At 67.6% G+C, this 23,360-nt stretch carries 19 protein-coding genes; 8 read left to right on the top strand and 11 right to left on the bottom strand.

The window, feature by feature from the left end; translation table 11 throughout:
• Nucleotides 1-6 precede the first annotated feature (6 nt).
• Complete coding sequence (locus FBZ88_RS06005) at nt 7-747, bottom strand: TetR/AcrR family transcriptional regulator (protein ID WP_211102545.1); 741 nt, start codon at nt 745-747, stop codon at nt 7-9.
• Between FBZ88_RS06005 and FBZ88_RS06000 the strand changes: the two genes are divergently transcribed.
• Complete coding sequence (locus FBZ88_RS06000) at nt 737-1,171, top strand: DUF1330 domain-containing protein (protein ID WP_145615875.1); 435 nt, start codon at nt 737-739, stop codon at nt 1,169-1,171. The two genes, FBZ88_RS06005 and FBZ88_RS06000, sit on opposite strands and share 11 nt — an antisense overlap.
• Before the next feature lie 60 nt (nt 1,172-1,231).
• On the opposite strand, the gene FBZ88_RS05995 is transcribed toward FBZ88_RS06000, so the two are convergent.
• Genes FBZ88_RS05995 through FBZ88_RS05975 form a run of 5 tightly spaced genes read right to left on the bottom strand, consistent with a single transcriptional unit; the run spans nt 1,232 to nt 8,141 of the window.
• A complete protein-coding gene (locus tag FBZ88_RS05995) occupies nt 1,232-3,337 on the bottom strand; it encodes a hydantoinase/oxoprolinase family protein (RefSeq protein WP_145615874.1) in 2,106 nt (701 codons plus the stop codon).
• On the bottom strand, nt 3,337-5,001 hold the full coding sequence (locus FBZ88_RS05990) for a hydantoinase B/oxoprolinase family protein (RefSeq protein WP_145615873.1): 1,665 nt from the start codon (nt 4,999-5,001) through the stop codon (nt 3,337-3,339). Before FBZ88_RS05990 ends, FBZ88_RS05995 begins: the two co-directional genes overlap by 1 nt.
• Nucleotides 4,998-6,365, bottom strand: a complete 1,368-nt coding sequence (locus FBZ88_RS05985; protein ID WP_145615872.1) for a spinster family MFS transporter — start codon at nt 6,363-6,365, stop codon at nt 4,998-5,000. The genes FBZ88_RS05990 and FBZ88_RS05985 overlap by 4 nt, the downstream gene beginning before the upstream one ends.
• 59 nt (nt 6,366-6,424) lie before the next feature.
• Nucleotides 6,425-6,733 carry a DUF4387 domain-containing protein gene (locus FBZ88_RS05980; protein ID WP_145615871.1) on the bottom strand — a complete coding sequence of 103 codons (309 nt, stop codon included), beginning with the start codon at nt 6,731-6,733 and terminating at the stop codon, nt 6,425-6,427.
• Entirely contained in the window at nt 6,726-8,141 is a 1,416-nt protein-coding gene (locus tag FBZ88_RS05975; RefSeq protein WP_246138522.1) for an acyclic terpene utilization AtuA family protein, read from the bottom strand. The genes FBZ88_RS05980 and FBZ88_RS05975 overlap by 8 nt, the downstream gene beginning before the upstream one ends.
• A 104-nt stretch (nt 8,142-8,245) precedes the next feature.
• Between FBZ88_RS05975 and FBZ88_RS05970 the strand changes: the two genes are divergently transcribed.
• Nucleotides 8,246-9,424, top strand: coding sequence for a citrate synthase (locus FBZ88_RS05970; protein ID WP_145615869.1), 1,179 nt, complete (start codon nt 8,246-8,248; stop codon nt 9,422-9,424).
• On the opposite strand, the gene FBZ88_RS05965 is transcribed toward FBZ88_RS05970, so the two are convergent.
• Entirely contained in the window at nt 9,410-10,420 is a 1,011-nt protein-coding gene (locus FBZ88_RS05965; protein WP_145615868.1) for a phosphoglycerate dehydrogenase, read from the bottom strand. The two genes, FBZ88_RS05970 and FBZ88_RS05965, sit on opposite strands and share 15 nt — an antisense overlap.
• Nucleotides 10,421-10,722: 302 nt before the next feature.
• Between FBZ88_RS05965 and FBZ88_RS05960 the strand changes: the two genes are divergently transcribed.
• Nucleotides 10,723-13,095, top strand: a complete 2,373-nt coding sequence (locus FBZ88_RS05960; RefSeq protein ID WP_145615867.1) for a TonB-dependent receptor — start codon at nt 10,723-10,725, stop codon at nt 13,093-13,095.
• Nucleotides 13,096-13,154: 59 nt separating this feature from the next.
• On the opposite strand, the gene leuD is transcribed toward FBZ88_RS05960, so the two are convergent.
• The gene (leuD, locus tag FBZ88_RS05955; RefSeq protein ID WP_145615866.1) at nt 13,155-13,775 is read right to left on the bottom strand and encodes a 3-isopropylmalate dehydratase small subunit; all 621 of its coding nucleotides are present in this window, start codon (nt 13,773-13,775) and stop codon (nt 13,155-13,157) included.
• Between the two features lies 1 nt (nt 13,776).
• Nucleotides 13,777-15,180: a 3-isopropylmalate dehydratase large subunit gene (locus FBZ88_RS05950; RefSeq protein ID WP_145615865.1), complete on the bottom strand. Its 1,404-nt coding sequence runs from the start codon at nt 15,178-15,180 to the stop codon at nt 13,777-13,779.
• 127 nt (nt 15,181-15,307) lie between these two features.
• Between FBZ88_RS05950 and FBZ88_RS05945 the strand changes: the two genes are divergently transcribed.
• Nucleotides 15,308-16,096: a GntR family transcriptional regulator gene (locus FBZ88_RS05945; protein WP_145615864.1), complete on the top strand. Its 789-nt coding sequence runs from the start codon at nt 15,308-15,310 to the stop codon at nt 16,094-16,096.
• A gap of 1 nt (nt 16,097) precedes the next feature.
• Here the strand turns inward: FBZ88_RS05945 and FBZ88_RS05940 are convergent, their stop codons facing one another.
• Nucleotides 16,098-17,288 carry a CaiB/BaiF CoA transferase family protein gene (locus tag FBZ88_RS05940; protein WP_246138267.1) on the bottom strand — a complete coding sequence of 397 codons (1,191 nt, stop codon included), beginning with the start codon at nt 17,286-17,288 and terminating at the stop codon, nt 16,098-16,100.
• Between the two features lie 104 nt (nt 17,289-17,392).
• On the opposite strand from FBZ88_RS05940, the gene FBZ88_RS05935 reads away from it, so the two are divergent.
• Genes FBZ88_RS05935 through FBZ88_RS05920 form a run of 4 tightly spaced genes read left to right on the top strand, consistent with a single transcriptional unit; the run spans nt 17,393 to nt 20,874 of the window.
• A complete protein-coding gene (locus FBZ88_RS05935; RefSeq protein WP_145615863.1) occupies nt 17,393-18,331 on the top strand; it encodes a hydroxymethylglutaryl-CoA lyase in 939 nt (312 codons plus the stop codon).
• 12 nt (nt 18,332-18,343) lie between these two features.
• On the top strand, nt 18,344-19,027 hold the full coding sequence (locus tag FBZ88_RS05930; RefSeq protein WP_145615862.1) for an isochorismatase family protein: 684 nt from the start codon (nt 18,344-18,346) through the stop codon (nt 19,025-19,027).
• Entirely contained in the window at nt 19,027-19,950 is a 924-nt protein-coding gene (locus FBZ88_RS05925; protein WP_145615861.1) for a polysaccharide deacetylase family protein, read from the top strand. The genes FBZ88_RS05930 and FBZ88_RS05925 overlap by 1 nt, the downstream gene beginning before the upstream one ends.
• Nucleotides 19,951-19,956: 6 nt before the next feature.
• Nucleotides 19,957-20,874 carry a polysaccharide deacetylase family protein gene (locus FBZ88_RS05920; protein WP_145615860.1) on the top strand — a complete coding sequence of 306 codons (918 nt, stop codon included), beginning with the start codon at nt 19,957-19,959 and terminating at the stop codon, nt 20,872-20,874.
• Between the two features lie 143 nt (nt 20,875-21,017).
• Here FBZ88_RS05920 and FBZ88_RS05915 read toward each other — a convergent pair whose 3' ends face one another.
• Nucleotides 21,018-23,324, bottom strand: a complete 2,307-nt coding sequence (locus FBZ88_RS05915; RefSeq protein ID WP_186464232.1) for a TonB-dependent receptor — start codon at nt 23,322-23,324, stop codon at nt 21,018-21,020.
• Nucleotides 23,325-23,360: the final 36 nt, after the last annotated feature.

Below are 23,360 nucleotides of genomic sequence, written 5' to 3'. Positions count from 1 at the left end.
GCCGCGTTATTGGGGGGAGCCGGCCTTCACCCCTGGAGCAAGGATGGAGGCGAAGATCACCCGCTTGAATTGCTCGATGGGTTGGGGGGACCGGTCCACTTTCATGCGCATCATAGCGCCCTCCCAGGCGGAGAGAAGGAAGGTCGCGATGTCGCCGGCATCGAGATCGTCCCGGATCTCGCCCGCATCCTGGCCGGCACGCACAGCCTCGGCGAACGCGTCCGTGAGGGCGCGGCAAACCTCGACCAGATGGGCGCGCAGCACGTCGCTCTGTTCCGGCACCTCAAGGCTCATGTTGCCGACAAGGCAGCCGTATCGCCAGCCCGCCGCTTCCAGCCGTTCGGTGATGGCATCGAAATAGGCGCGCAGCCGTTCGACGGCCGGCCGGCCTTTATCACGCAGCGTGCCGTCCATGATCGCCTGTGTGCGCTCATGGTAGCGATCGAGGATGGTGGCGGCGAAAGCCTCCTTCGATCGGAAATGGTTGGTGAAGCAGCCCTGGGGCACGCCAGCGTCACTGGTGATCTCGCGCACGCCGGCACCGGCGTATCCGCGCTCGTGCAGCGTACGCACTCCGGACTCGATGATTTTTTCGCGAAGGGACGGTCTGGCCATTGCTAATAAATACAGTTGGACGTATTTCTTGGCAAGCGCAGTTCCGCCGGCGGCCTCTGAACGCTTACGGGGATCCCCCGCGTGGAAGTGCTCAGCGCGACGATCCAAGAAGGCGAGAGATATGGCGATCATTGACTATACCCGTGCGGCGCTGGACGCGGCGGGCAGCACGCTGGCCGACGCGGGCCCCGTCTACATGATCAATCTGGTGCGCTATCGGGACCAGGCCACCTATGAGGCCACGTTTGAAGCGGCCTCCGACCTGCCACCCTGCTCGGGCAGGGAGGCCTATTTCCAGCGGTATGCCCCCGCCTTCCAGGCTATCGCACGGGGCGAGGACTATTCGGTTTTCTGGGTCGGCAATGTCCGTGGAGTGCTGGTGGGCGTCGCTGGCGAAGCCTGGGACGACATCGTCATCGTCCGTTATGCGAACTTCGCCACGCTGCGCCGGATTCTTGAGAACCCGGCCTACGCGGAGCAGGCCGCACCACACCGGCACGCGGCGTTTGCGGATTGGAAATTCATGGTCACCACCCAGCCCGAGCTACCACGGTGAACAGACTTCCGCCCCTGCCCGCGCCCCACGGAGCACCGGAAGGACGCCCCTGATGCCCTGTCAGCCTGCCGCCGTTCCGGCATCCGCGACAATGGTGGTGATCAGATGGCCATGCGGATCCACCTCCGTCACGCAATCCGGTCCCACCGCGAAAGTCGACTCCCGCTCCTCGAACAGGGCGGCACCGACGATACGCATGCCCGGCGCCAGGGCGTAGCGGTCGTAGATCGCCGTGTCGACCGGGCCGAAATCCGGGAAATCGACCCGCCGGTGGCCCCGCAGCGGCTCCGCCCCCTCCTCCCGCGTCCGCGTCAGGCTGATCTGCTGAATGGGCAGCGAGGCGGAGAGGCGCCATCCGACCACCTCGACCGGCATGCCCTGGGCCGCCCGGCCGAACCGGGCGCGATAGGCCGCGCCGAAGGCTTCGTGGAGAGCCCCACCGTCACCGGCGGCGATCGCCTCCGCCGGGACGCCGACCGACACCTCGAAGCCCTGGCCGACATAGCGCATGTCGGCATAGAGCCTGGTCTGCATCGGCGCGGTGGCGGCACTGGCCGCATCCAGCAGACGCCGGGCCTGGTCCGCCATATCGGCGATCAGTCCCCGCACATGGGGCCAGTCCAGCCGAGCCACCGGCGACACGTACCCGCGCACGAAGTCGACCGTGGGCGGCGCCACCAGGAAGCCGAAGGCCGAGATGACCCCCGCCCCCGGCGGCACGATCAGCTGCCTGACCTTCAGCAGCTTGGCCAGGCCGTAGGCATGGACCGGGCCGGCGCCGCCGAAGGCGATCATGGTGTAGTCGCGGGGATCCTTGCCGTTCTCGGCGAGGTGCATGCGGGTGGCCCCCGCCATGCTTTCGTTGACGACGGCCTGGATGCCACGCGCGGCCCCCGGGGCGTCGATACCCAGCGGCCGGCCCAGCCGGCTTTCCATCGCGTCGCCGGCCGCCGTGTCGCGCAGGCCCATCTCGCCCCCCAGGAAATAGGCGGGATCAAGATACCCCAGCATCAGGTCGGCGTCGGTTACCGTCGGCTCCGTCCCGCCGCGTCCATAGCAGACCGGGCCGGGCACGGAACCGGCGCTGCGCGGCCCAACCTTGAGCAGGCCCAGGGCGTCCAGCCCCGCGATGGAGCCGCCGCCGGCGCCGATTTCGATCATATCGACGACCGTGACCTTCAGCGGCAGCCCCGACCCCTGCTTGAAACGGTGCAGGCGGCCCGCCTCGAAGTCATGCTTGATGTGGGGGGCGTAATCCTCCACCAGGCACATCTTGGCCGTGGTCCCGCCCATGTCGAATGAGATCACCCGCCGCTGTCCCGTCTCGCGGGCGATGTGCGCGGCCGCCATGGCGCCGGCGGCCGGCCCTGACTCGATGAGGCGCACCGGGAAATTCTTGGCGTCCTCTATGGTGGTGATGCCACCGCTGGACAGCATGATGTACAACTCGCCCGCGAAGCCCAGGGCGCGTAGATCATCGACCAGCCGGTCCAGATAGCCATGCACGCGGGGCTGGACATAGGCGTTGACGCAGGTGGTGTTGGTCCGTTCGTACTCGCGGATCTCCGGCGCGACCTCGGCGGACAACGAGACCAGCAAGTCGGGATAAAGCGCCCGCACCACCTGGCGCGCCGCCAGTTCGTGCGCCGGATTGCGATAGGAATGCAGGAAGGCGATGGCCAGGGCCTCGATGCCTTCCTCGTCCACCAGGTGGCGGACGGCGTCGCACACCGCCTGCTCGTCCAGCGGCGTGAACTCGCCACCATCGGCCTTCAACCGCCCCGGGATGTCCAGGCGCAGGTGACGCGGCACCAGGACGGGCACGGGTTCCAGGGCCAGATCGTCCACGTCGTACCGGATCTCCCGCCCCATCTCCAGGATATCGCGGAATCCCGCCGAGGCCAGCAGGCCGATCTTGGCGCCGGTCCGCTCCAGCACCGTGTTGGTGATCAGGGTCGTCCCGTGAACGATGCTGTGGATTTGATCGATGGTCGAGTTGGTCTCCGCCAGCAGACGGACGATGCCTTCGACGATGGCCCGGCCCGGCTGGTCGGGGGTGGTCAGGCGCTTGCCCGTGGCACTGAGGCCGCGGGCCTCGTCATGCAGGACGAAGTCGGTGAACGTGCCGCCGATATCGACGCCGATGCGGATGGTCTTTTGCTTCATCACTTCAGTCCAAGGGCCAGAGCTTGCGTGGGGTAGTCGCGGCGTACGGCGTCGGTGGTCACCACGCCCCGCTTCAGATCGGTTTCGACGGCCGCAACCGGCCGGTCGGCCGGCGGTCCATAGCCACCGCCCCCGGGGAAGGACAGCGTCACGCTTTCGCCCGGCTGGATGAGGGAGCGTGACTTCATGGGCACGGTGCGCCCATCCCGATGGGCGGCCAGCGCGGGCGCCCCGGCACCGCCCCCCATGATGCCCAGCGCCGGGTGGCGCTCACGATCCCCCAGCAGCACCATCTGGATGGGTGTCGCGGCGGCGTTCAGGATTTCGCAGTCCTGGCCCAGGCCGCCGCGCTGGCGGCCCGCCCCACCGGAGTCCGGCCGAAACGCCTTGCGCAGGAACAGCAGCGGCGACACCGTCTCCATCGCCTCGACGCTGCCCGCACCGGAATTGGTGGGGAAGGCGGTGGTGGACAGGCCATCCCGCTCCGCCGAGGCGCCCATGCCGGCGCTGGCGAACAACAGCTGGCCGAAGCGTCCCCCGTCGGCGGTGCGACCACTGAAATGCGCGCGCAAGGCCGGCGCCCCGCCGCTGTCGGCCACCACCCGGTCCGGCATCAGCGGCGACAGCGCCTGGAACAGGGCGCAGGACAGCAGGTGGCCCGTCAGGTGGCGCGCCATGACCGGCGCCGGTGCGGTGGGATTCAGGATGGTTCCGGCCGGCGCCGTCACCCGGATGGGCCGGTAGGAGCCCTCATTGCGTCGCGTGAACGGGTCCAGCAGGCACTTCAGCGGATAGATGGTGTAGGCGCGCGTATAGTTGAGCGTCGAATTGATCGCGTACGCCACCTGGGGGGAGGAACCGTCGTAATCAACGGTGATGTCGTCACCGGCGATGGTCACGGCACAGGCGATGCGCGTCGGCTGGTCCCCCACGCCATCGGCCTCGATGGCGCCGCGATAGACGCCGTCGGGCAAGCCGGCGATGGCCGCGCGCATGGCCCGCTCCGCCAGGCCGGTCACGGCGCGGCCCAACCGTTTGAAATCGGGCTCGCCCGTGTCCTCCAGGAACTCCACCGCCCGGCGCCGGCACACCTCGTTCGCGTTGACCTGCGCCTCAATGTCGCCGAACACGATGTCCTTGAGGCGGATGTTGGCCAGCAGCAGCTGCACCAGGTCGTCATTCAGCTCCCCCGCGCGGTAAAGCCGTACCGGGGGAATCAGCACGCCTTCCTCGATCAGCTCGGTCGGCCCCTCCTTGAAGGTGCCGCCGATATCGGGCGCATGGGCGGCGGAACCGGAGAAGCCGACCAACGCGCCGTGGTGGAAGATGGGGGCGACCACGACGATGTCCGGCAGATGGCCCGTGCCGATCCAGGGATCGTTGGTCATGACCACGTCGCCCTGGCGCCATGTCGATGCCGGAAAGCGGTCCAGCATGGCGCGGGTGGCACGCCCGACCAGGGCGGCGAAGGCCGGGATCCCCAGGGTGCACTCGCCGATGGTCTCGCCGTCCGTATCCATGAGCACGGTGACGTAGTCGTTGGATTCACGGATGACGGTGGAGAAGGAGGTGCGCAGCAGCGTCGCTGCGGCCTCATCGGCGATGGCGATCAGCCGGCTCCACCAGATTTCCAGGGTAATGGGGTTGATCTCGCTGTCGATCATGCTGGGTCCTTCACACGAGAGAGGGGGGCGGGATCGGGCGCGCGCTGCGCCGCCGCGCCATCCGCCGCCACCAAGGACAGGGTCGAACGATAGGGTCGCCGGCCGGCGGCGAGGATAAGCGCCGCCACGGCGAAGCCGCCGGGGGCGACGATGGCGATGGACCGGCCGATCATCATCGGATCATGGAAGACGTGATCGTTCAGCACGCCGACCAGCAGCGGCCCGAAGGTCGCCGCCAGCAGGTTGGAGCTGGCGATGTAGCAGGCCGACGCGATGGCGCGCATGCGGTTGGGCACCAGTTCGGCCAGGCAGGCCTGGACCAGGCCGAAATTGAAACCGACCACGAACTGGATGGAACCGATGGCGACCAGGGCCACGGCCTGGTCGGTGACCGCCATGACCAGGCTGGCGACCGCGCAGAAGGCCGCCGAGCCGGTGCCGACGATCAGCTTGCCGTCCTTCCGGCCCGCCCGGGTCAGGGCGTCGGCCAGCATGGCGCCGACGATGGCGCCGAGCGGGCTCAGCACCAGGGTCATGCCCCCCAGCTTCTGGCCCGTGGGCCCCAGTGCCCAGCCGTGGACGCGGACGAAAAAGGTGGGGGCCCAGGACGCCAGGGTCGAGGCCGCCATGCTGGTGGTGGCGAAGCCGCCGACCGTGGTCAGCAGGGCCGCCTTCTTGCGGGCGAATTCCGCCAGCACCTGGCGCAGGCTGGCGGTGGCCTCCGACCGCCGGCCGTCGTCCGTCAGGCGCGCCGGTTCCCGCACGGACAGCAGCAGCGGCACCATCAGAAGCCCGGCGGCACCCAGGATGATGAAGACCATCCGCCACGGCTCCGTCTGGCCGGCGCCGTCGTGGCCGAAATATTTCAGCAGCGTGCCGCCAAGGCCGAGCGCCAGCCCGCTGCCGAAAAAGACGCCCATGGAATAGATGCTGAGCGCCCGCGTGCGCGCACCCGGCGAGAAATAATCGGCGATCAGGGACACGGCGGCCGGCGCCAGGGCCGCCTCGCCGATGGCGACGCAAATCCGCGCGCCGAACAATTGCGGCATGCTTTGCGCCAGGCCGCAGGCCGCCGTGGCGGCGCACCAGACGACCAGGCCAACCAGCGTCAGGTTGCGGCGGTGCCGTGTATCCGCGACACGCGCCAGGGGAAAGCCGAACAGCGTGTAGAAGACGGCGAAGGCCGCGCCCTGCAGCAGACCAAGCTGTGTGTCGTTGAGGTCAAAGCTCTTCTGGATCGGGCCGACCAGAAGCTGCAACAGGGCCCGATCCATGTAGCTGAAGGTGAAACATAGGCACATCACAACGGCGACATACCAGGAATACGCGGTGTCCCGGCGATGCAGGGCGGCCTGCCTGCCCATTTGCGTCCTCCCGATTTTATTATTGTGCGCTTAAGCGAAATACGGGTGCCGCGACGGCGTCAGGCAAGCTCGACCGACAGCAGGCGGGCGAACTGCTGACCACCATGCATGTCGCGCTCATGCCGCCAGCCTTGGGGATGCGGCCGGGGGTAGGAGATCTTGATCATACGCAGCGCGTCCACCGGCACCCGCTTCACGCCGCCCGGGTCCGTGCCGAACAGCCGGGCGAACAGGTCCGGCCCCAGTTCCGGCGCGTCACGATAGCGCGCGAAACTGTCGTCGTCGGCGAAAAAGAAATCCACGGTGATCCAGAAAGGACCGGCGTTCTTCGACCGGACATGCCGGCACACTTCAGCGATCTTAGGCATTCGGCGTCTCCAGATGCTCAACGGTGCCGGTCGACGACACGTCCACCCATTCCGTCCTGACCAGTTCGAACCCGTCCTCGGTCTCGACGACATGGTTGAGCAAGAATTCATAGACACGCCCGCGCGGGATCTCGGCTGGCGTGAAGGGGAAGGCGTAGCTGGGCAGTTCCATGTCGAAGCGTATCGGCATGTGGAAGAAATAGGGGTTGCAGGATCGCGCCATACGGTCGGCCAAGTCCTGGGTGCGCGCCGTGACCACAAACAGCACGCCCACGTCACGCGGTGGCGGGGTATCGGCGGGCACGGGCCGGCCGGACGTGCCGTTCCAGCCGTAGAGGCGTAGCGAGACCTCGAAATTGCCCGCCTCATCGCCAAAGGTGGCGGCAATGCGGTCCACCAGCGTCTTGTGCATGCGATCGTGGAATTCATCGAGGTTGGCCAGGACTTCCGGATCCTCGATGCCGATCAGCATGATGGTCTGGTAGTCGCCGCCGCGGGCCCCCTCCAGCTTCATGGTGTAGGGCATGGGCCGCCAGATGGAACCGACGACCCGGGTGATGCGCGGCTCGACCTGGGTGTAGACCGCCTCCTTGGCATCCAGGATGCCGCCCGGTTCCACCAGCAGGAAGGGATCGCTGTTCTCATACAGCAGGTGGGCCGAGACGCTTTCGGGCGTGCAGCGGTTGCCGAGATCCAAGGGCTCCATGTCGAAGTGGTCGGCCCCGACATGCATCAGCACGCCGCCCCGTCGCAGGTTGGTCGTGCACTGCCCGCCGCATTCGGCGATCTTGGCCGCATGCCAAGTCTGGGCCACACCGGCGCCCCGCATCAGGGGCACGGCCGACAGCACGGCGGTGTCCGTGGTCCTGCCGCCCAGCACCAGGTTGGCGCCGCGCTGGACGGCATCGATATATGGCTCCGGCCCCATCAGGGCCACGATGTGGTCGCAGGCGTCGAACAGCTCATCGGTGGCCTGTTCCAGTGGCGCCAGCGGCCGGATCTTCCCCTGCGCCAGCTTGCGCTTCAGCACCGCCGCCGGCTGTTCGCTGTACAGGCAGGCGATGCGCAGGCCTATGCCCAGTTCCCGCGCCGCCTCGATGGCGATGTCGCGGGTCCAGTCCACGCTGGAGTCCGCGCCGCAGGTGCCGCAGGTGCCCACCAGCACCGGAATGCCGGCATCATTGGCCATCTGCAGCAGGACGAGGAGATCCTGCTTGATCGACTCCCTGTTCATCTTGGAGACGCCGCGCGCCAGATAAGAGGGCCCGCTGTCCGTCGAACCGGCGTCGATGGCGATGGCGTGGGCGCCCTGGGCCAGGCCATAGGCGATGTGTTCCCGTTTCACTCCCGCACCGAGCATTCCGCTCGGCACGATGACCTTGGTCACCGTCCGTTCCAACTCCGACATTTCCTGGTGTCCCGTCCGTTTATTCTTAGCAAGATGCATAACAAACTTGACCGACGCTACGGAGTAAGGGATAAGTCGTCAATCTTGATTATAAAAGTTTAGAAATGGTCGACGACGACTACATATCGGCCGAAGAGGCCGCGGCGCTGCTGGGTGTCACCATCGACACCTTCTACGTCTATGTGACGCGCAAGAATTTGCGGTCCACGGGCATTCCCAACTCACGCAAGCGCCGCTATTGGCGCGCCGACGTGGAACAGCTGCGCGGCCGCGGCCGCAAGCCGCCGGCCAGCCCGACGGACCTGGACGCCGAAAGCTCCATCACCCTGCTGACCGAGGACAATCTGTTCTATCGGGGGCAGAGCGTCCGGGAACTGGTGAACCGCCCCACCTTCGAAAGCGTGGCCGCCCTGTTGTGGGATGTGGACGCCGACGCGGTGTTCGGCGAGTCGCTGCCGGCGTTTCCCGACACGGTCAAGGCGGTGCGCCGCGCGCTGGCGGATGAATCGCCCCTGGATCAGGCCATCGCCCTTTTCCCCCTGATTGAAAAGGTGAATCCGCGCTCGCAGGATTTCTCGCCAGCCGGTATGGCCCGCACGGGTGGCGACGTGCTCCGCGCCTTCACGGCGCTGATCGCCGGGCATGACCGCCCTGACCGCAGGGCCATCCATGTGAGCATCGCCGAGGCCTTCGGCCTCACCGACCGCCAGGCGACGCTGTTGCGGCGCGTCATGATCCTGGCCGCCGACCATGGGCTGGAGCCCGCGACCTTCGCCGTGCGGGCGATCGCCAGCACCGGTGTCTCGCCCTGGCGGGCGGTGTCCACCGGCCTGACCATCGCCATTGGCCGCAAGACACGCCCGGTCCAGTTCGCCGCCATCGGCCGGCTGGTCAAGGAAATCGTTGAAACGGAACGGCCTTTCGAACCCATCACCCGCCGCGTCCAGGAAGGCGACGCCATCGCGGGCTTCCTGCCCGTCACCAGCGGCCGCGACGTACGTGCCACCGTCCTGCTGGACCTGCTGGAAGCCGACTATGCGCGCGACGCCGACTTCCAGCGCCTGATGGCGGCCATCGGCGCGGCGCGGGACATCGGCGGCTACGAGCCGAGCTTCGCCCTGCTGGGCGGATTCGCCGGACTGAAGCTCGGCTTACGCTCGCGCGAGGCCACCTTTTTCCTGGCCCGCGCCGCCGGCTGGATCGCCCACGCCATCGAGCAGAGCCTGGGTGGCGAGCGCGAGCGCCATGAGCCGCACTATCGCGGGCCCCTACCCGGCCTGTGAGCGGGACCGTCCATCCGCGACAACACAGTCGGCGGGCGGATCGTCGCCATCCAGCACAGCCACGACCGACCGCGCGGCGATCATGTTGGTGCGGTCCAGCCCCTCGCGGGAGGAGGCGGCGGCATGCGGCGTCGCCACCACGTCGTCGCGCGCCAGCAGGGCGGCGGTGACCTCGCGGTAGTCCGGATCGCTTTCGCTGACGAAGACGTCGAGCCCGGCACCCGCCAAGTGCCCGACCTCCAGCGCGGCAAGCAGGGCGCGGTCATCCACCAGGCCGCCCCGCGCGGCATTGACCAGGATGGCGCCCGGCTTCATCGCCGCCAGCGCCGCCGCGTCGATCATGAAGCGTGTCGCGGGCGTCAGCGGCGCATGCACGGAAACATAGTCGCTGCGCCGCAGCAGTTCCGGTAGCGAAACGAACTCCACACCCTCGGGGGCATCGGGGGGAACAGGCCCCGGTGTGCAGACCAGCACCGTGGCGTCGAAGCCGCTCAGGCGCCTGATCACGCTCCGCCCGATGCGGCCGTATCCGATGATGCCGACGGTCTTGCGATACAGATCCGTGCTGATCTGAATGGCCCATTTGCCTGCGGCCATGTCCGCCTGGGACCGCCGGAATCGGCGCCCAACCGCCAGCATCAGGCCGATGGTGTGGTCGGCCACGGCGGCATCGTTGCCGCCGGCGGCGATGGTGACCACCCGGCCCAGATCCCGCGCCGCGGCCAAATCGACCCGCTCATACCCCACCCCCCGCCGGGACACCACCGCCAGGTCCGGTAGGGCCGCCAGCAGCGAGCGGGTGACGCGCGCATGCCCGACGATCCAGCCGGCCGCCCCGGCCAGGCAGGCCCGCAATTCGTCTTCCGTCAAATCGGCATCGGCCCGACCCGGCGGCAGGGCCAACACCTCGGCCTCACAGCCTTGGTCGCGCAGATAATCCAGCGACGCCTGATCGAAAAACTTCTGACTGATAAGGACCCGACGGTTTCCTGCCATGACATCCCTCCCCACGCCGCCGCGACGCGCCGTTCATTGACCGATAGGCTCATTGATTGATGGGCGACGAACATGAGGCGGCGCCTCCCAGTCTGTCAAGATTAAGACACCATCACAGACAGACTACTTAACTATATCAATCAAGATTGACAATATTCAGCCTTGGCTTAGCGTAGCTGAGCGATTTCCAGGTTCTGTTAAGCGCCTTAAGCCGCGGGCACCCATCCCGCCGGCGATGTTCCCATCATGGCTGACAAACAAAAACCCGCCGCACGAACGGTCGGGCTCAGGGAGGGTGTAAATTGATAAAAGGAAGCTATCGTCTTCGTTGTGGCATCGGCGCCGTCGCGTTGGTGCTGGGCCCGGTCTGGGCCGCCGCCGCGCAGGAGGCGGGGCCGGACGTCGGCCAGTTGGACGAAATCATCGTCACCGCGCAAAAGCGGGCGCAGTCGGCCGACAGCGTCGGCATGTCCATCACCACGCTGAGCGGCGCCGATCTGCAGCGGCAGGGGGTGGACAGCGTCGGCGACCTGGCCCGCGTCGATCCCAGCTTCGTCGTGTCCCAGACCAACTACAGCTCGCCGGTCTACAGCATCCGCGGCGTCAGCTATAACGACTTCTCCATCGCCGCGACGCCCACCGTCAGCGTCTATACCGACGAAGTGCCCTACGCCTATCCGGCGCTGTCCAAGGGGGCGACGTTCGACCTGGAACGGGTGGAGGTGCTGAAGGGGCCACAGGGCACGCTGTACGGCCAGAACGCGACCGGTGGCGCCGTCAACTACATCGCCGCCAAGCCCACCAACCAGTTCGAGGCCGGGCTGGACGGCACCTTGGGCCGCTTCGCCGCCGCCGGGCTGGACGGCTTTGTCAGCGGCCCGATCAGCGACACCCTGGCCGGCCGCTTCGCCTTCAGCGTCCGCGAGGGCGGCGACTGGCAGCAGAGCAATACGCGCGACGACACCTTGGGCCAGCAGAACAGCGTGAAGCTGCGCGCCCTGCTGGACTGGAACCCCACGGACGCGCTGCAGGTCCAGGCCAACTTCAACGGCTTCATCGACCGGTCCGACCTGCCCGCCGCCAACCTGGTCAAGATCGTGCTGCAGCGGCAATCCTCGGCCGCCCTGGTCCCGAACACGACCAAGGCCAAACCCGGCCCGGATGATCCGGAGGCGGCGGACTGGCTGGCCGGGACCACGCCCCGGGTGGACGAGTCCACCGAGCAGGCGTCGCTGCGCGCCGACTATGCGCTGCCCCACGGCATGACCCTCACCTATCTTGGCTCCTTCCAGCACTTCACCCAGAACGACCTGAACGAGCCGCAGGGCGCCGACTATCATTTCAGCCAGCTGCAGAGCGGCATCGTCAACGCCACGTCGCAGGAACTGCGCTTGAGCGGCAAGGAGTTCGACGACCGCCTGAACTGGCTGGTGGGCGCCGACTACGCCAAGGCCTACACGCGCGAAACCCAGTTGTACGATCTCGCCGGCTCTTCCTCCTCCTTCGCGCTGACCAACGTGCCGTTGCTGATCGGCAAGCCGGCCATTCCGCCCTTCAGCGGCAACCGCAGCGATTCCGATGACGATTCGATCAGCCGCGCGGCGTTCGGCAACGTCGAATACCACCCGCTGGAAGAGTTGGGCATCACCGCCGGCGCCCGGTACACGACGACGGCCATCAGCCATGGCGGGTGCACGCGTGACACCGACGGCAACACCGCCGCCGGCGCCACGGTGATCGAGACCATCCTGAAGCACGGGGTCGGCGTCGTCCCCGCAGTGCGCGGCGGCTGCACGACGCTGGACGCCAGCTCCACGCCGGCCTACATCAACCAGCGGCTGAGCGAGGACAATGTCTCCTGGCGGGTCGGCCTCAACTGGACCCCGGTGGAACGGACCCTGATCTACGGCACGGTCAGCCGCGGCTTCAAGGCCGGCAGCTTCCCGACGCTGTCCGCCTCCTCCTACCTGCAATTGCGGCCGGTCACCCAGGAGGAGTTGCTGGCCTATGAGCTGGGGGTGAAGACCCGCCTGCTGAACAACCGCCTGGAAATCGACGGCGCCTTGTTCCACTACGACTACACAAACAAGCAGCTGGAGGCCCGCAGCCTGGATCCGAATGGCGTGTTCGGGCTGCTGAGCGTCCTGGTCAACGTTCCCAAGTCGAAGGAAGACGGCGCCGAGCTCAGCCTGCGCGCCAAGCCCCTGGACAATCTGACCGTCACCGCCAAGACGACGTACCTGCATTCCTGGGTCGAGAGCGATTATTTCGGCTACAACGCCTTCACCACCACCCCGGTCAATTTCAAGGGCCAGGCCTTCCCCAATACGCCCCGATGGTCTTTCCTGGTGGATGCCCAGTATGACTGGAGCGTCAGCAGCGCCTATACCGCCTTCGTCGGCGCGAGCGCCCGCTATCAGACCAAGACACAGGGGCTGTTCGGCACCCAGAGCGCCATCGTCCAGGGCTATCCCTCAACCTATAACGCCGACTACGGCGTCATCGACCTGCGGGCCGGCCTGTCGTCGGTCAGCGGCACCTGGCGCTTCGAAGGCTTCGTCCGGAACCTGACCAACACCTTCTACGCCATCCAGACCACCCGCGTGGGCGATTCCGTCGTCCGCTTCCAGGGTCAGCCGACCACCTATGGGGTCACGGTCTCCTACCGGTACTGAGGCCGCCGGGGGCGCAGCTCAGCATGGAAGAAGGTCCATGCTGAGCTCGCTGGCTCCCCTTAAAGATAGACCCAGGGGCGACGTTCCCTGTCAGCCTGGCGCTTCGCCTGGATCTCCGCCTGGCGCAGCAGCGTCAGGTCGATGGCATCCAGGCCGTGCAACAGCATCTCCCGCGCCTCCGGCTCGATGCTGAAGGAATGGGTGCCGCCGTCCGGCGCGGTCACCATCTGGTGCCGCAGGTCCACCGTCACCAGCCGGGTGCGCGGCGCCTGGGCCACCGTTGACGCGATCCAGGTGATCGCGTCCGTGGGCAGTTCCACCGGCACGATGCCATTGCGCACGCAGTTGCCGCGGAAGATGGGGTTGAAGGACGGGGCCAGAATGGCGCGGAAGCCATACTCGGCCAGCGCCCAGGCGGCGTGTTCCCGGCTGGAGCCGCAGCCGAAATTCTCCCCCGCCAGCAGGATAGCCGCCCCCCGGTAGACCGGGTCGTTCAGCACGAAATCCGGGTTGGGGTCGCGGCCGCCCACGGCGGTGTAGCGCCAGCCGGCGAACAGCCCGTCGGCCAGGCCCTTCTTGGAGACGGACGTCATCTCGCGCGAGGGGATGATGGCGTCGGTGTCGATGTTGGGCCGCAGCAGCGGCACGGCAACGGCGGTCAGGATGGTGAACGGCGTCATATCAAACCTCCAGCCGGCGGGGATCGGCCAGGCGGCCGGCCACGGCCGACGCCGCCACCGTTTCCGACGATGCCAGGTGGGAGCGGGTCTCCGGCCCCTGCCGGCTTTCGAAATTGCGATTGGTGGAGGTGACCACGCGCTGGCGATGACCGAAGCTTTCCCCCCCGGCGAAGAAGCACATGGAGCAGCCGGCCTCCCGCCATTCGAAACCCGCGTCCAGGAAGACGCGGTCCAGCCCCTCGGCCTCCGCCTCGGCCTTCACCCGGCTGGAGCCGGGCACGCAGATGGCCCGCACCCCCGCCGCCACCTTGCGCCCGCGCAGCAGAGCCGCCGCCCGGCGCAGGTCCTCCAGCCGGCTGTTGGTGCATGAGCCGATGAAGGCGGCGTCGATGGGCAGGCCCACCAGCGGCGCGCCGGGCGTCACCGCCATGTAGGACAGGGCGCGGTCATAGGCCTCCCGCGTGTTGTGGTCGGCCACGTCCTGGAAAGCGGGCACCGGCTGGTCCAGGGGCACGGCGTGCTGGGGGCTGTTGCCCCAGGTGATCATGGGCGCCACCGCCCCGGCATCGATGGTGATGGTGCGGTCGAACACGGCACCGTCATCGCTGTACAGCTGCCGCCAGGCGGCCACCGCCTGGTCCCACCGGGCCGCTTTGGGCGCATAGGGGCGGCCCTGGAGATAGTCGAACACCACATCATCCGGGGCGACGATGGCGGTGAAGGCGGCGAATTCCGTCGCCAGGTTGCACAGGGTCAGCCGTCCCTCGACACTCAGTGCCCGCACCGCCTCCCCGGCATATTCCACGACATGGCCCTTGGCGCCGCCGGCGCCGTGGCGGGCCAGGATGTGCAGCGCCAGGTCCTTGGGTGTGACGCCCTGGGCCAGACGGCCATTGACCGTCACCCGCATGGTGCGCGGCCGGCGCACCCGCAGGGTGCCCGTGGCCAGCGCGTGTTCCGCCTCCGTCGAGCCGATGCCCCAGGCCAGCGCGCCCAGCGCCCCCTGGCTGCAGGTGTGGCTGTCGGGGCAGACCAGGGTCAGGCCGGGCAGGACGATGCCCTGTTCCGGGGAGATGACGTGGACGATGCCCTGGCGCGGGTCGCCTAGGTCGAACAGGGTGATGCCGGCCGCCTGCGCCGCCGCCCGGGTGGCGGTGATGAAGGCGGTGCCGGTGGGCATGATGGTACGGTCGCCCCGGCCCGGCAGCGTATCGACGACATGGTCCATGGTGGCGAAGACCTGGCCGGGCGCCATGACCTTCCGTCCCGCCGCCGCCAGGCTTTCCAGCGCCACGCCGCCCGTGCGCTCATGCAACAGCACGCGGTCGATCAGCAGCAGTTCCGTCCCGCCGCCCAGGTCGGCCACCTGATGCTCCGCCCAGATTTTTTCGAAGATGGTCCGCATGCCTGTCAACGCCGCCTGCCAGGGATCACTTTATTTGTTATATCTCTATAACAAATTGCGAGAGCGCGCCAGCCGGTAAAAAACCGCTATAACCCGCAAGGGCGCGCAGGACGGATGGAGGGCGGTGGTGAAGGAAGCCAAGGGGGTCGTGGACCGGCAGGGGGCCGTGCCGCTGTACCATCAACTGTTCCTGACCTTGCGGGACGAGATCACCAGCGGCCAGCGCGCCTATGGCAGCACCGTGCCCACGGAACTGGACCTGGTGCAGATCTACGGCGTGTCGCGCATCACGGCCCGGCGCTGCCTGGACGAACTGGCGAACAGCGGGCTGGTGGAACGTCGGCGGCGCATCGGCACCCGCGTGATCTTCCAGACCCCCGTGCGGCCACTGGAAGCCAACATCGACCAAGCGGTGGATTCGCTGGTGGCCTTTGGCCAGAACACCCAGGTCCGCGTGATCGACATCGCGGAGGAAGCGGCCGGCCCCACCGTGGCCCAGCGTTTCGGCCTGCCCACCGGGGCCGCCCTGGTGCGCGCCGTGCGCGTCCGCTCTCTGGATGGGGCGCCGCTGGGCGAGGTCGTCAGTTATGTGCCCGCCCGCCTGGGACCGTTGATGACGCGGGAGAACCTGACCACCAAGCCCATGCTGGTCCTATTGCGCGGCGCAGGCATCGGCATCGGCCACGCCCGGCAGACCATCGCCGCGGTCTCGGCCGACGCCGCCCTGACTGCGGCGCTGGAGGTGGAACCGCGCGCGCCCCTGCTGCGCATCGAGCGGCTGGTCAGCGACAGCGCCGGGCAGCCCATCCTGCTGACCATCGCCCACTACCGCGCCGACCGCTACCAGATCACGCTGGATCTGGGCGCCGGCGGCGGCGGCGATGCCGGCGCGCTAGGCACCCAGGTCCATTCCTGACTCATCCCACCACGCCGCGCGTGCGCCAGGCGCCGATCTCCGCCGCCCCATAGCCCAAACCGGCCAGAATGTCGTCGGCGTCCGCGCCCGCCTCGGGGATGTCATGGTGCAGGCCGGGACGGCAACCGTCGAATTCCAGCGGCAGGGCCGGCAGCCTGGTGGCGGGGCCGCCGGGGATGGTGACGTCCAGCAGGCCGCCCTCGGCGTTCAGATGGGCGTCGTCGAACAGCTCGTCCGGCCGCGTGATGGGGGCGAAGGGCAGGCCCACGCCTTCCAGCCGCTCCACCAGGGCGGCGCGGTCCTCGTTGGCGAACAGGGCGCGCACCCGCGGCAGGATGACGTCGCGCGCCAGCACCCGGTCGTTGTTGCGGGCGTAGGCGGGATTGCCGCCAAGGTCATCCAGGCCGAAGGCCGTGCAGAAGGCCTGCCATTGACCGTCGCTGACCACGCCTACGAACAGCAGTTCCCCTTCCCGTCGGGTCTCGAACACGTCGTAGATGGCCCAGGCGGACAGGCGCACGGGCATGGGCTGCACCGCCTTCCCCGTCACCGCCTGCTGGGCCATGTGCTGGCCGACCAGGAAGGCCGTGGTCTCGTAGAGGGAACATTTGACGGCCCCGCCCCGCCCGGTCTGCTGCCGGCGCAGCAGGGCGGCCAGGATGCCGATGACACCGAACATGCCGCCGGTGATGTCCACAACCGACGAGCCCGCGCGCAGCGGCCGGCCCGGCGGCCCGGTCATGTAGGCCAGGCCGCCCATCATCTGCGTCACCTCGTCCAAGGCGGTGCGGTGTTCATAGGGACCTGCCAGGAAGCCCTTGGCCGAGCAGTAGACCAGCCCCGGGTTGCTCTGGGCCAAGGCCTCAGGTCCCAGGCCCAGCCGTTCCAGTGTGCCAGGACGGAAGTTTTCCACCAGCACGTCGGCACCATCCACCAGGCGCCGGGCGATGGCCAGGCCCTCGGGGCTCTTCAGATCCAGGCACAGGCTGCGCTTGTTGCGGTTGAACATGGGGAAGTAGCCGGCGCCGGAGCCCAGCAGCCGGCGCGTCTGGTCCCCGCCCATGGGTTCCACCTTGATCACCGTGGCGCCCAGGTCGCCCAGGATCACCCCCACCGACGGCCCCATGACCATGTGGGTGAATTCAACCACCGTGACGCCGGCCAACGGCAGCGCGTCCCTGTCCATATCCATTCTTGTCTCCCGCCACATCCGCTTCGGGCTCGACAGGCCCTTTTTAATTGATATAGACTTATAACAATAAAACAAGCGAGCCGATGGGGCCGGGAGATAAGAGCATGGCAGCTGGGGACGTCCTGATCAGTGAGGTGGGGCCGCGCGACGGCCTGCAAAGCATCACCGCCATCATGCCGCTGGCGGCCAAGAAGGCCTGGATCACGGCGGAAGCCGCGGCCGGCGTGCGGGAGATCGAGGTGGGCAGCTTCGTGCCGGCCAAGCTGCTGCCGCAGCTGGCGGACACGGCCGAGGTGGTGGCCCATGCCAAGACCATCCCCGGCCTGGCCGTCGCGGTGCTGGTGCCCAACGCGCGCGGGGCGGAGGCGGCCATCCAGGCCGGCGCCGACAAGCTGACCCTGCCCCTGTCGGTGTCGGAGACGCACAGCCTGCGCAACCTGCGCCGCACCCACGCCCAGGTGATCGAGGAGGCGAAGGCCATCGCCGCCATGATCGCCGCCCTGCCCCCCGACCGGCGCCCGCATTTCGAGGGCAGCCTGTCCACCGCCTTCGGCTGCACCCTGGAAGGCCCCATCCCCGACAGCCAGATCGCCCGCCTGGCGGAGGAGCTGATGGCCGCCGGCTGCGATGAGGTCGGGCTGTCGGACACGACGGGCTATGCCGATCCGGCCAGCGTGCGCCGCCTGATCAAACTGATCCGCGACACCGTCGGCGCCGACGCCCTGACCGGCATCCACCTGCACAACACGCGCGGCCTGGGCCTGGCCAACGCCCTGGCGGCGCTGGACGCCGGGCTGACCACGCTGGACAGTTCGCTGGGGGGCCTGGGCGGCTGCCCCTTCGCGCCCGGCGCCTCCGGCAACATCGTCACCGAGGACCTGGCCTTCATGCTGGAAGCCATGGGCGTGCGCACGGGCATCGACCTGGACGCCCTGTTCGCCGTGCGGACCATCCTGGCGGAGGCGTTGCCGGGCGAACCGCTGTACGGCTTCATTACCGCCGCCGGCCTGCCATTGGGCTTCAAGCCCGCTGATCACCACTGAGGGAGACGTCGCATGACCATCGTCGGCACGCGCATGATCCGGGATGACCGGACGGCCCGCCAGATTTTCGAAGACGTGATGGCCAATCCGGCCCGGACCAAGTTCGGCTTCGGCGAGAAACTGGCCATCGTCAACGTGGATTTCCAGAACGCCTATACCCGCATCGACGAGTTCAAGACGGCTTATGAGACCGATCCCCGGCAGATCGAACATGTGAACCGCATCTCCGCCCTGGCGCGGGCCAAGGGCATGCCGGTCATCTGGACCCACGTGGCCTATGCCGAGGATGCCGGCGACGCCGGCGTCTGGGGCACCCGGACCAACACGCCGGACAGCCTGCAGAACATCAAGTACGGCAGCCGGCGGCACGCCTTCGACGAGCGTTGCGAAATCGATACGGCCGTCGACGCGATTTACACCAAGCGCATGCCGTCGGCCTTCTTCGAGACACCCTTGGCCAGCTATCTGGTCTGGCACAAGGTGGACACGGTCATCGTCACCGGCGGTTCCACCTCCGGCTGCGTGCGGGCGACCGCGGTGGACTCCCTCAGCCGCGGCTATCGCACCATCGTTCCCATCGAGACCTGCGCCGACAAGCACGAGAGCTATCACTTCGCCAACCTGACCGACCTGCAGCTGAAATACGCGGATGTCGAGCCGGTGCAGGCGGTGGTCGACTGGCTGGAGGGGCGGTGATGGGCACGGCACCGATTAACGACCCGGAACTGTACGACTTCCGCCCCTATCGCGACCGCCACCCCATCCGCTGGCCGGGTGACAAGCCCGTCGCCGTTTGGATCTCGCCCAACCTGGAATTCTACGAGATCGACCCGCCGGCCAACCCTTTCCGCAAAAGCTGGACCAAGCCCCACCCCGACGTGGTCGGCTACAGCCACCGCGACTACGCCAATCGCGTCGGCCACTGGCGGATGGCGGAGGTGATGGAGCGCCACGGCTTCAAGGGCACGGTATCCCTGTCCGTGGCGCTGTGCCAGCACCATCCCGAGGTGGTGGAGAACGCCAACGCCCTGGGCTGGGAGTTCTTCAGCCATGGCATCTACAACACCCGCTACACCTACGGCATGGATGAGGCCCAGGAACGGGCCATCATGGAAGACAGCATCCGCACGGTGCAGGAGGCCACGGGCCAGCGCATCCGGGGCTGGCTGGCCCCGGCCCTGACCCACACCACCCGCACCATGGACCTGCTGGCGGAGATGGGCTTCACCTACACCTGCGACCTGTACCACGACGACCAGCCGGGGCCGGTGCATGTGGCACGGGGGCGCCTGATCTCCATGCCCTACAGCCTGGAGGTCAACGACCACTACGGCTTCGCCGTCTACAACATGAGCCCCCGGGAATACGCCGACACCCTGATACGCCAGTACGAGCGCCTGGCGCGGGAGGGGGAGGCGTCGGGCACGGTGATGTGCATCCCCCTGCACAGCTACCTGATCGGCCAGCCGCACCGCATCGGCCCGTTCGAGGAGGTCCTGCGCCACATTGCCGCCGACGGCCGCGCCTGGATCACCCGGGCAGGCGACATCGCCCAGCATTTCCTGGCCCACGATTACGACGCGGTGACGGCCGAAACCGCCCGCCCGGCAGCGGAGTGAGCGCCCATGTCCCTTGATCCTTCATATCTGGAGTATCCCCGCCGCCGCCGGGGCATGGACCATGACCTCTACCCCTGGTCCAACCTGTTCGACCGCCCGGCCGTCAGCTGGCCGGCGGGCAAGGGCGTCGCCGTCTGCATCGTGGTCAGCCTGGAATGGTTCCCCCTGACACCGGCGGACAAGCCCTTCCGGGCACCGGGGCATATGCAGACCCCCTTTCCCGACTATCGCCACTACACCTCCCGCGACTACGGCACCCGCGTCGGCTTCTACCGGCTGCTGGACGCCTTCGCCGCGGTGGGGGCCAAGGTGTCGGTCGCCGTCAACGCCGCCATCGCCCAGCGCTATCCCGCCGTCATCAGCGAGATCATCGCGGCGGGCCATGAGATCATCGCCCACTCCATCGACATGAACGGCACCATCGCCGCCGGGCTGGAGGAAGAGGCGGAGCGCGCCCTGATCGGCACCGCGCTGGACGTGCTGGAACAGGCGACGGGCACACGACCAGCCGGCTGGCTGTCCATCGCCCGCTCGCAGTCCTGGAACACGCCCCGCCTGCTGGCCGAGGCCGGCGTGCGCTACATGTGCGACTGGGTGAACGACGACCTGCCCTATGCCATGCGGACCCCGGCCGGCGACATCATGAACCTGCCGCTGAGCCATGAGCTGTCAGATCGGCAAATCGTGAACGTGCTGCAACAGTCGGCCGACAGCTACGTGCGGCAGATCCAGGACGCCTACGCCTGGCTGGACCAGGAATCCCGCACTTGCGGCGGGCGCCTGCTGCCGCTGCAGGTGACGCCCTACATCCTGGGCCTGCCCTATCGCATCGACGCCTTCGACGGCCTGCTGCGCTGGCTGAAAGACCAGGACAACGCCTGGTTCGCCACCGGGTCGGAGGTGGTCGGCGCCACGCCGCGCTGACCACCATCCCTGCAAGGAAACCCCGCGTGGGAGATCATCCCGCGCGGGGTTTTCCTTTGGGCAAACCGGATGGGCCATCCCGGATGCTGAAATGGGAACGGCCCCGCTGATGCGGGGCCGCCCGAAGGTGTCGAAGACCGGGATCAGAACTTGTAGTGCGCCCGCACATCCCAGGTCATGGGCGGGTTCAGGTAGATGGAGGTCGCCGACAGGAAGGAGACCTTGTAGGTCCGGTCCGTGCAGTTCTTGCAGCCGACAGACAGGGTAAGGTTCGGCACCTTCGCCGGCTCGTAGGCCAGGTTCAGGTTCCACAGCACCTGCGGATCGGTCCAGGCGCCGTCCGTGCTGTCGGTGTTGCCGGCGTTGCCGATGGCGTAGCCGTTGTTGTAGTCGAAGCCGACGGTGGGCCGGAAGATGCCGGCCTCGGTGTCGATCTGGTAGGTCGCCGTCACCAGGCCGGTAAAGTCCGGCGCGCGCACCGGACGGGCGATACGGCCCTTGAAGTCGACGAAGCCCCGGTTGCAGTTGTTGGAGATGCCGGAGCTGTTGTTGGATGCCAGCGCCGCCTGGCAGGCCGCCATCTGCGCCTGGACATCGCTGGAGATATCGATGTAGCGCGCGTGCTGCACACCGATGGAGCCGCTGAAGGTCAGTCCCCGGATGGGCACCCACTCGGCCTCCAGCTCACCGCCGTAGTTGCGCAGGCCGGCCGGGTTGGTGGTGGTGAAGATGCGCTGGCCGTTGACGGTGTAGGCCGCGGAGATCTGCACGTCCTCCGCCTCGCTGTAGAAGGCGGTGGCGTTCAGGCGCAGCGTGTGGTCCAGGAAATCGCCGCGCATGCCCACCTCCTCCGACCACACCTTTTCCGGCTTGAAGGCCAGGAACAGGTTGTTGGCCAGGGCGCGGCCGTTCCAGCCGCCCGACTTCTCGCCCCGCGTGGCGGAGGCGTAGATCATGACGCTGGGGTCGATCTGGTAGGACAGGGCGAACCGGGGCGTCACGAACTCGTTTTCCAGGTCGGTCGGGATGCCGGCGGCCTCGATCAGGGCGGTGCTGAACAGCGGCCCCTTGCCCCCGGCGTTGGTCGCGACCTTCAGCTGCTTCTCCTCCTTCGACAGGCGGACGCCGACGGTGGCGGTCAGCGCGTCGGTCAGCTTGTAGTCGCCCTGGGCGTAGGTGGCGTAGGAGTCCAGCGTGTTCTTGATGGTGCGGTCGCCACTGACCGTGAAGCCGGAGGCGGTACCGACCCCCGTACCCAGGTCGGTCCAGTTGTTCTCATGCAGGTAATAGAAGCCGACGGTGTAGTTCAGGCGGTTGTCCAGCGCCTGACCATTGGCCTTGAACTCCTGAGACCACTGCTGGTGCAGGCTGTAGTTCAGGATGGGCGACACGCCGGTGGCGACGGGATTGGGCGCCGCCGGGTTGGAGTCGATGAAGTAGCGCTGGGTGGTCTGGCGGAAGCCGGTGATGGAGTTCAGCGTCAGGTCGTCCAGTTCCCAGGCGGCGTTGGAACTCAGCGACCAGCTCTTGGTGGAGTTGCCGACCTCGTTGTTGGCCTTGGTGCCGGTGAAGTATTTGGCCAGCGCACCCTGGGTGATGCCGATGGTGGCGATGCGGTCGCCCGTCGCCGGATCGACGCGGTTGATCAGATTGGCCTCGTTCTCATCGACGTAGTCGCCGGCCAGGTCGATGGTCACCCGGTCCGTCGGCAACAGGCGGACGGCGCCCCGCACACCGTAGGAGTCCGTGCCGTTCAGCTTGTCGCCGGTGTTGACCTGCCGAACGTAGCCGTCGCTGCGGTCACGGTACATGCTGACCTTGGTCAGCACCTTGTCCGACAGGGGCGCGTCCATGCTGGCCCGGATGTCGGTCTCACCGAAGCGCCCGGCGCCGGCCTCCAGGTAGCCGCCGGCGGTGGCCGAGGGCTTCTTCATGATGACGTTGATGGCGCCGCCGGTGGTGTTGCGACCGAACAGCGTGCCCTGGGGACCGCGCAGCACCTCGATGCGTTCCACATCGAACAGGCCGAAGTTGTTGGCGTTCTGGCGCGAGATGTAGACATCGTCGACATAGGTGCCCACCGGCACGTCCTGCGTGGCGATGGATTCCGTGTTGCCGATGCCGCGGATGTAATAGGTGTTGGAACTGCCCAGGCCGACGTTGTTGTTGCCGATCAGGTTGGGGATGTGCTGGATCAGGTCGATGGTGTCGCGGATCTGCCGGTCCTGCAGATCCGCCGCCCCCAGCGACGACACGGCCAGCGGCACGTCCTGCAGGTTCTGCTGACGGCGCTGGGCCGTCACGATGATTTCCTCAAGCTGGCTGGCATCGGCCGCCTGCGGCGCCGCCGGCTGGGCCGTGGAAGGGCCAGCCGATTGCGCCAGGGCCGGCATGGCCGCCAGCGCGCCCAGCAAGGCAAGGATGGAAACTCCCCGAATTTTACCCGTCATCATGAATGCTCCCGTTCTTTTGATTTGAAGGTGAGG

It is taken from the genome of Nitrospirillum bahiense, from assembly GCF_007828025.1.
In the GTDB taxonomy this organism is placed as follows: domain Bacteria; phylum Pseudomonadota; class Alphaproteobacteria; order Azospirillales; family Azospirillaceae; genus Nitrospirillum; species Nitrospirillum amazonense.
The sequence above is the reverse complement of the archived record's forward strand: the minus strand, read 5'-3'. Positions and strand labels throughout refer to the sequence as shown.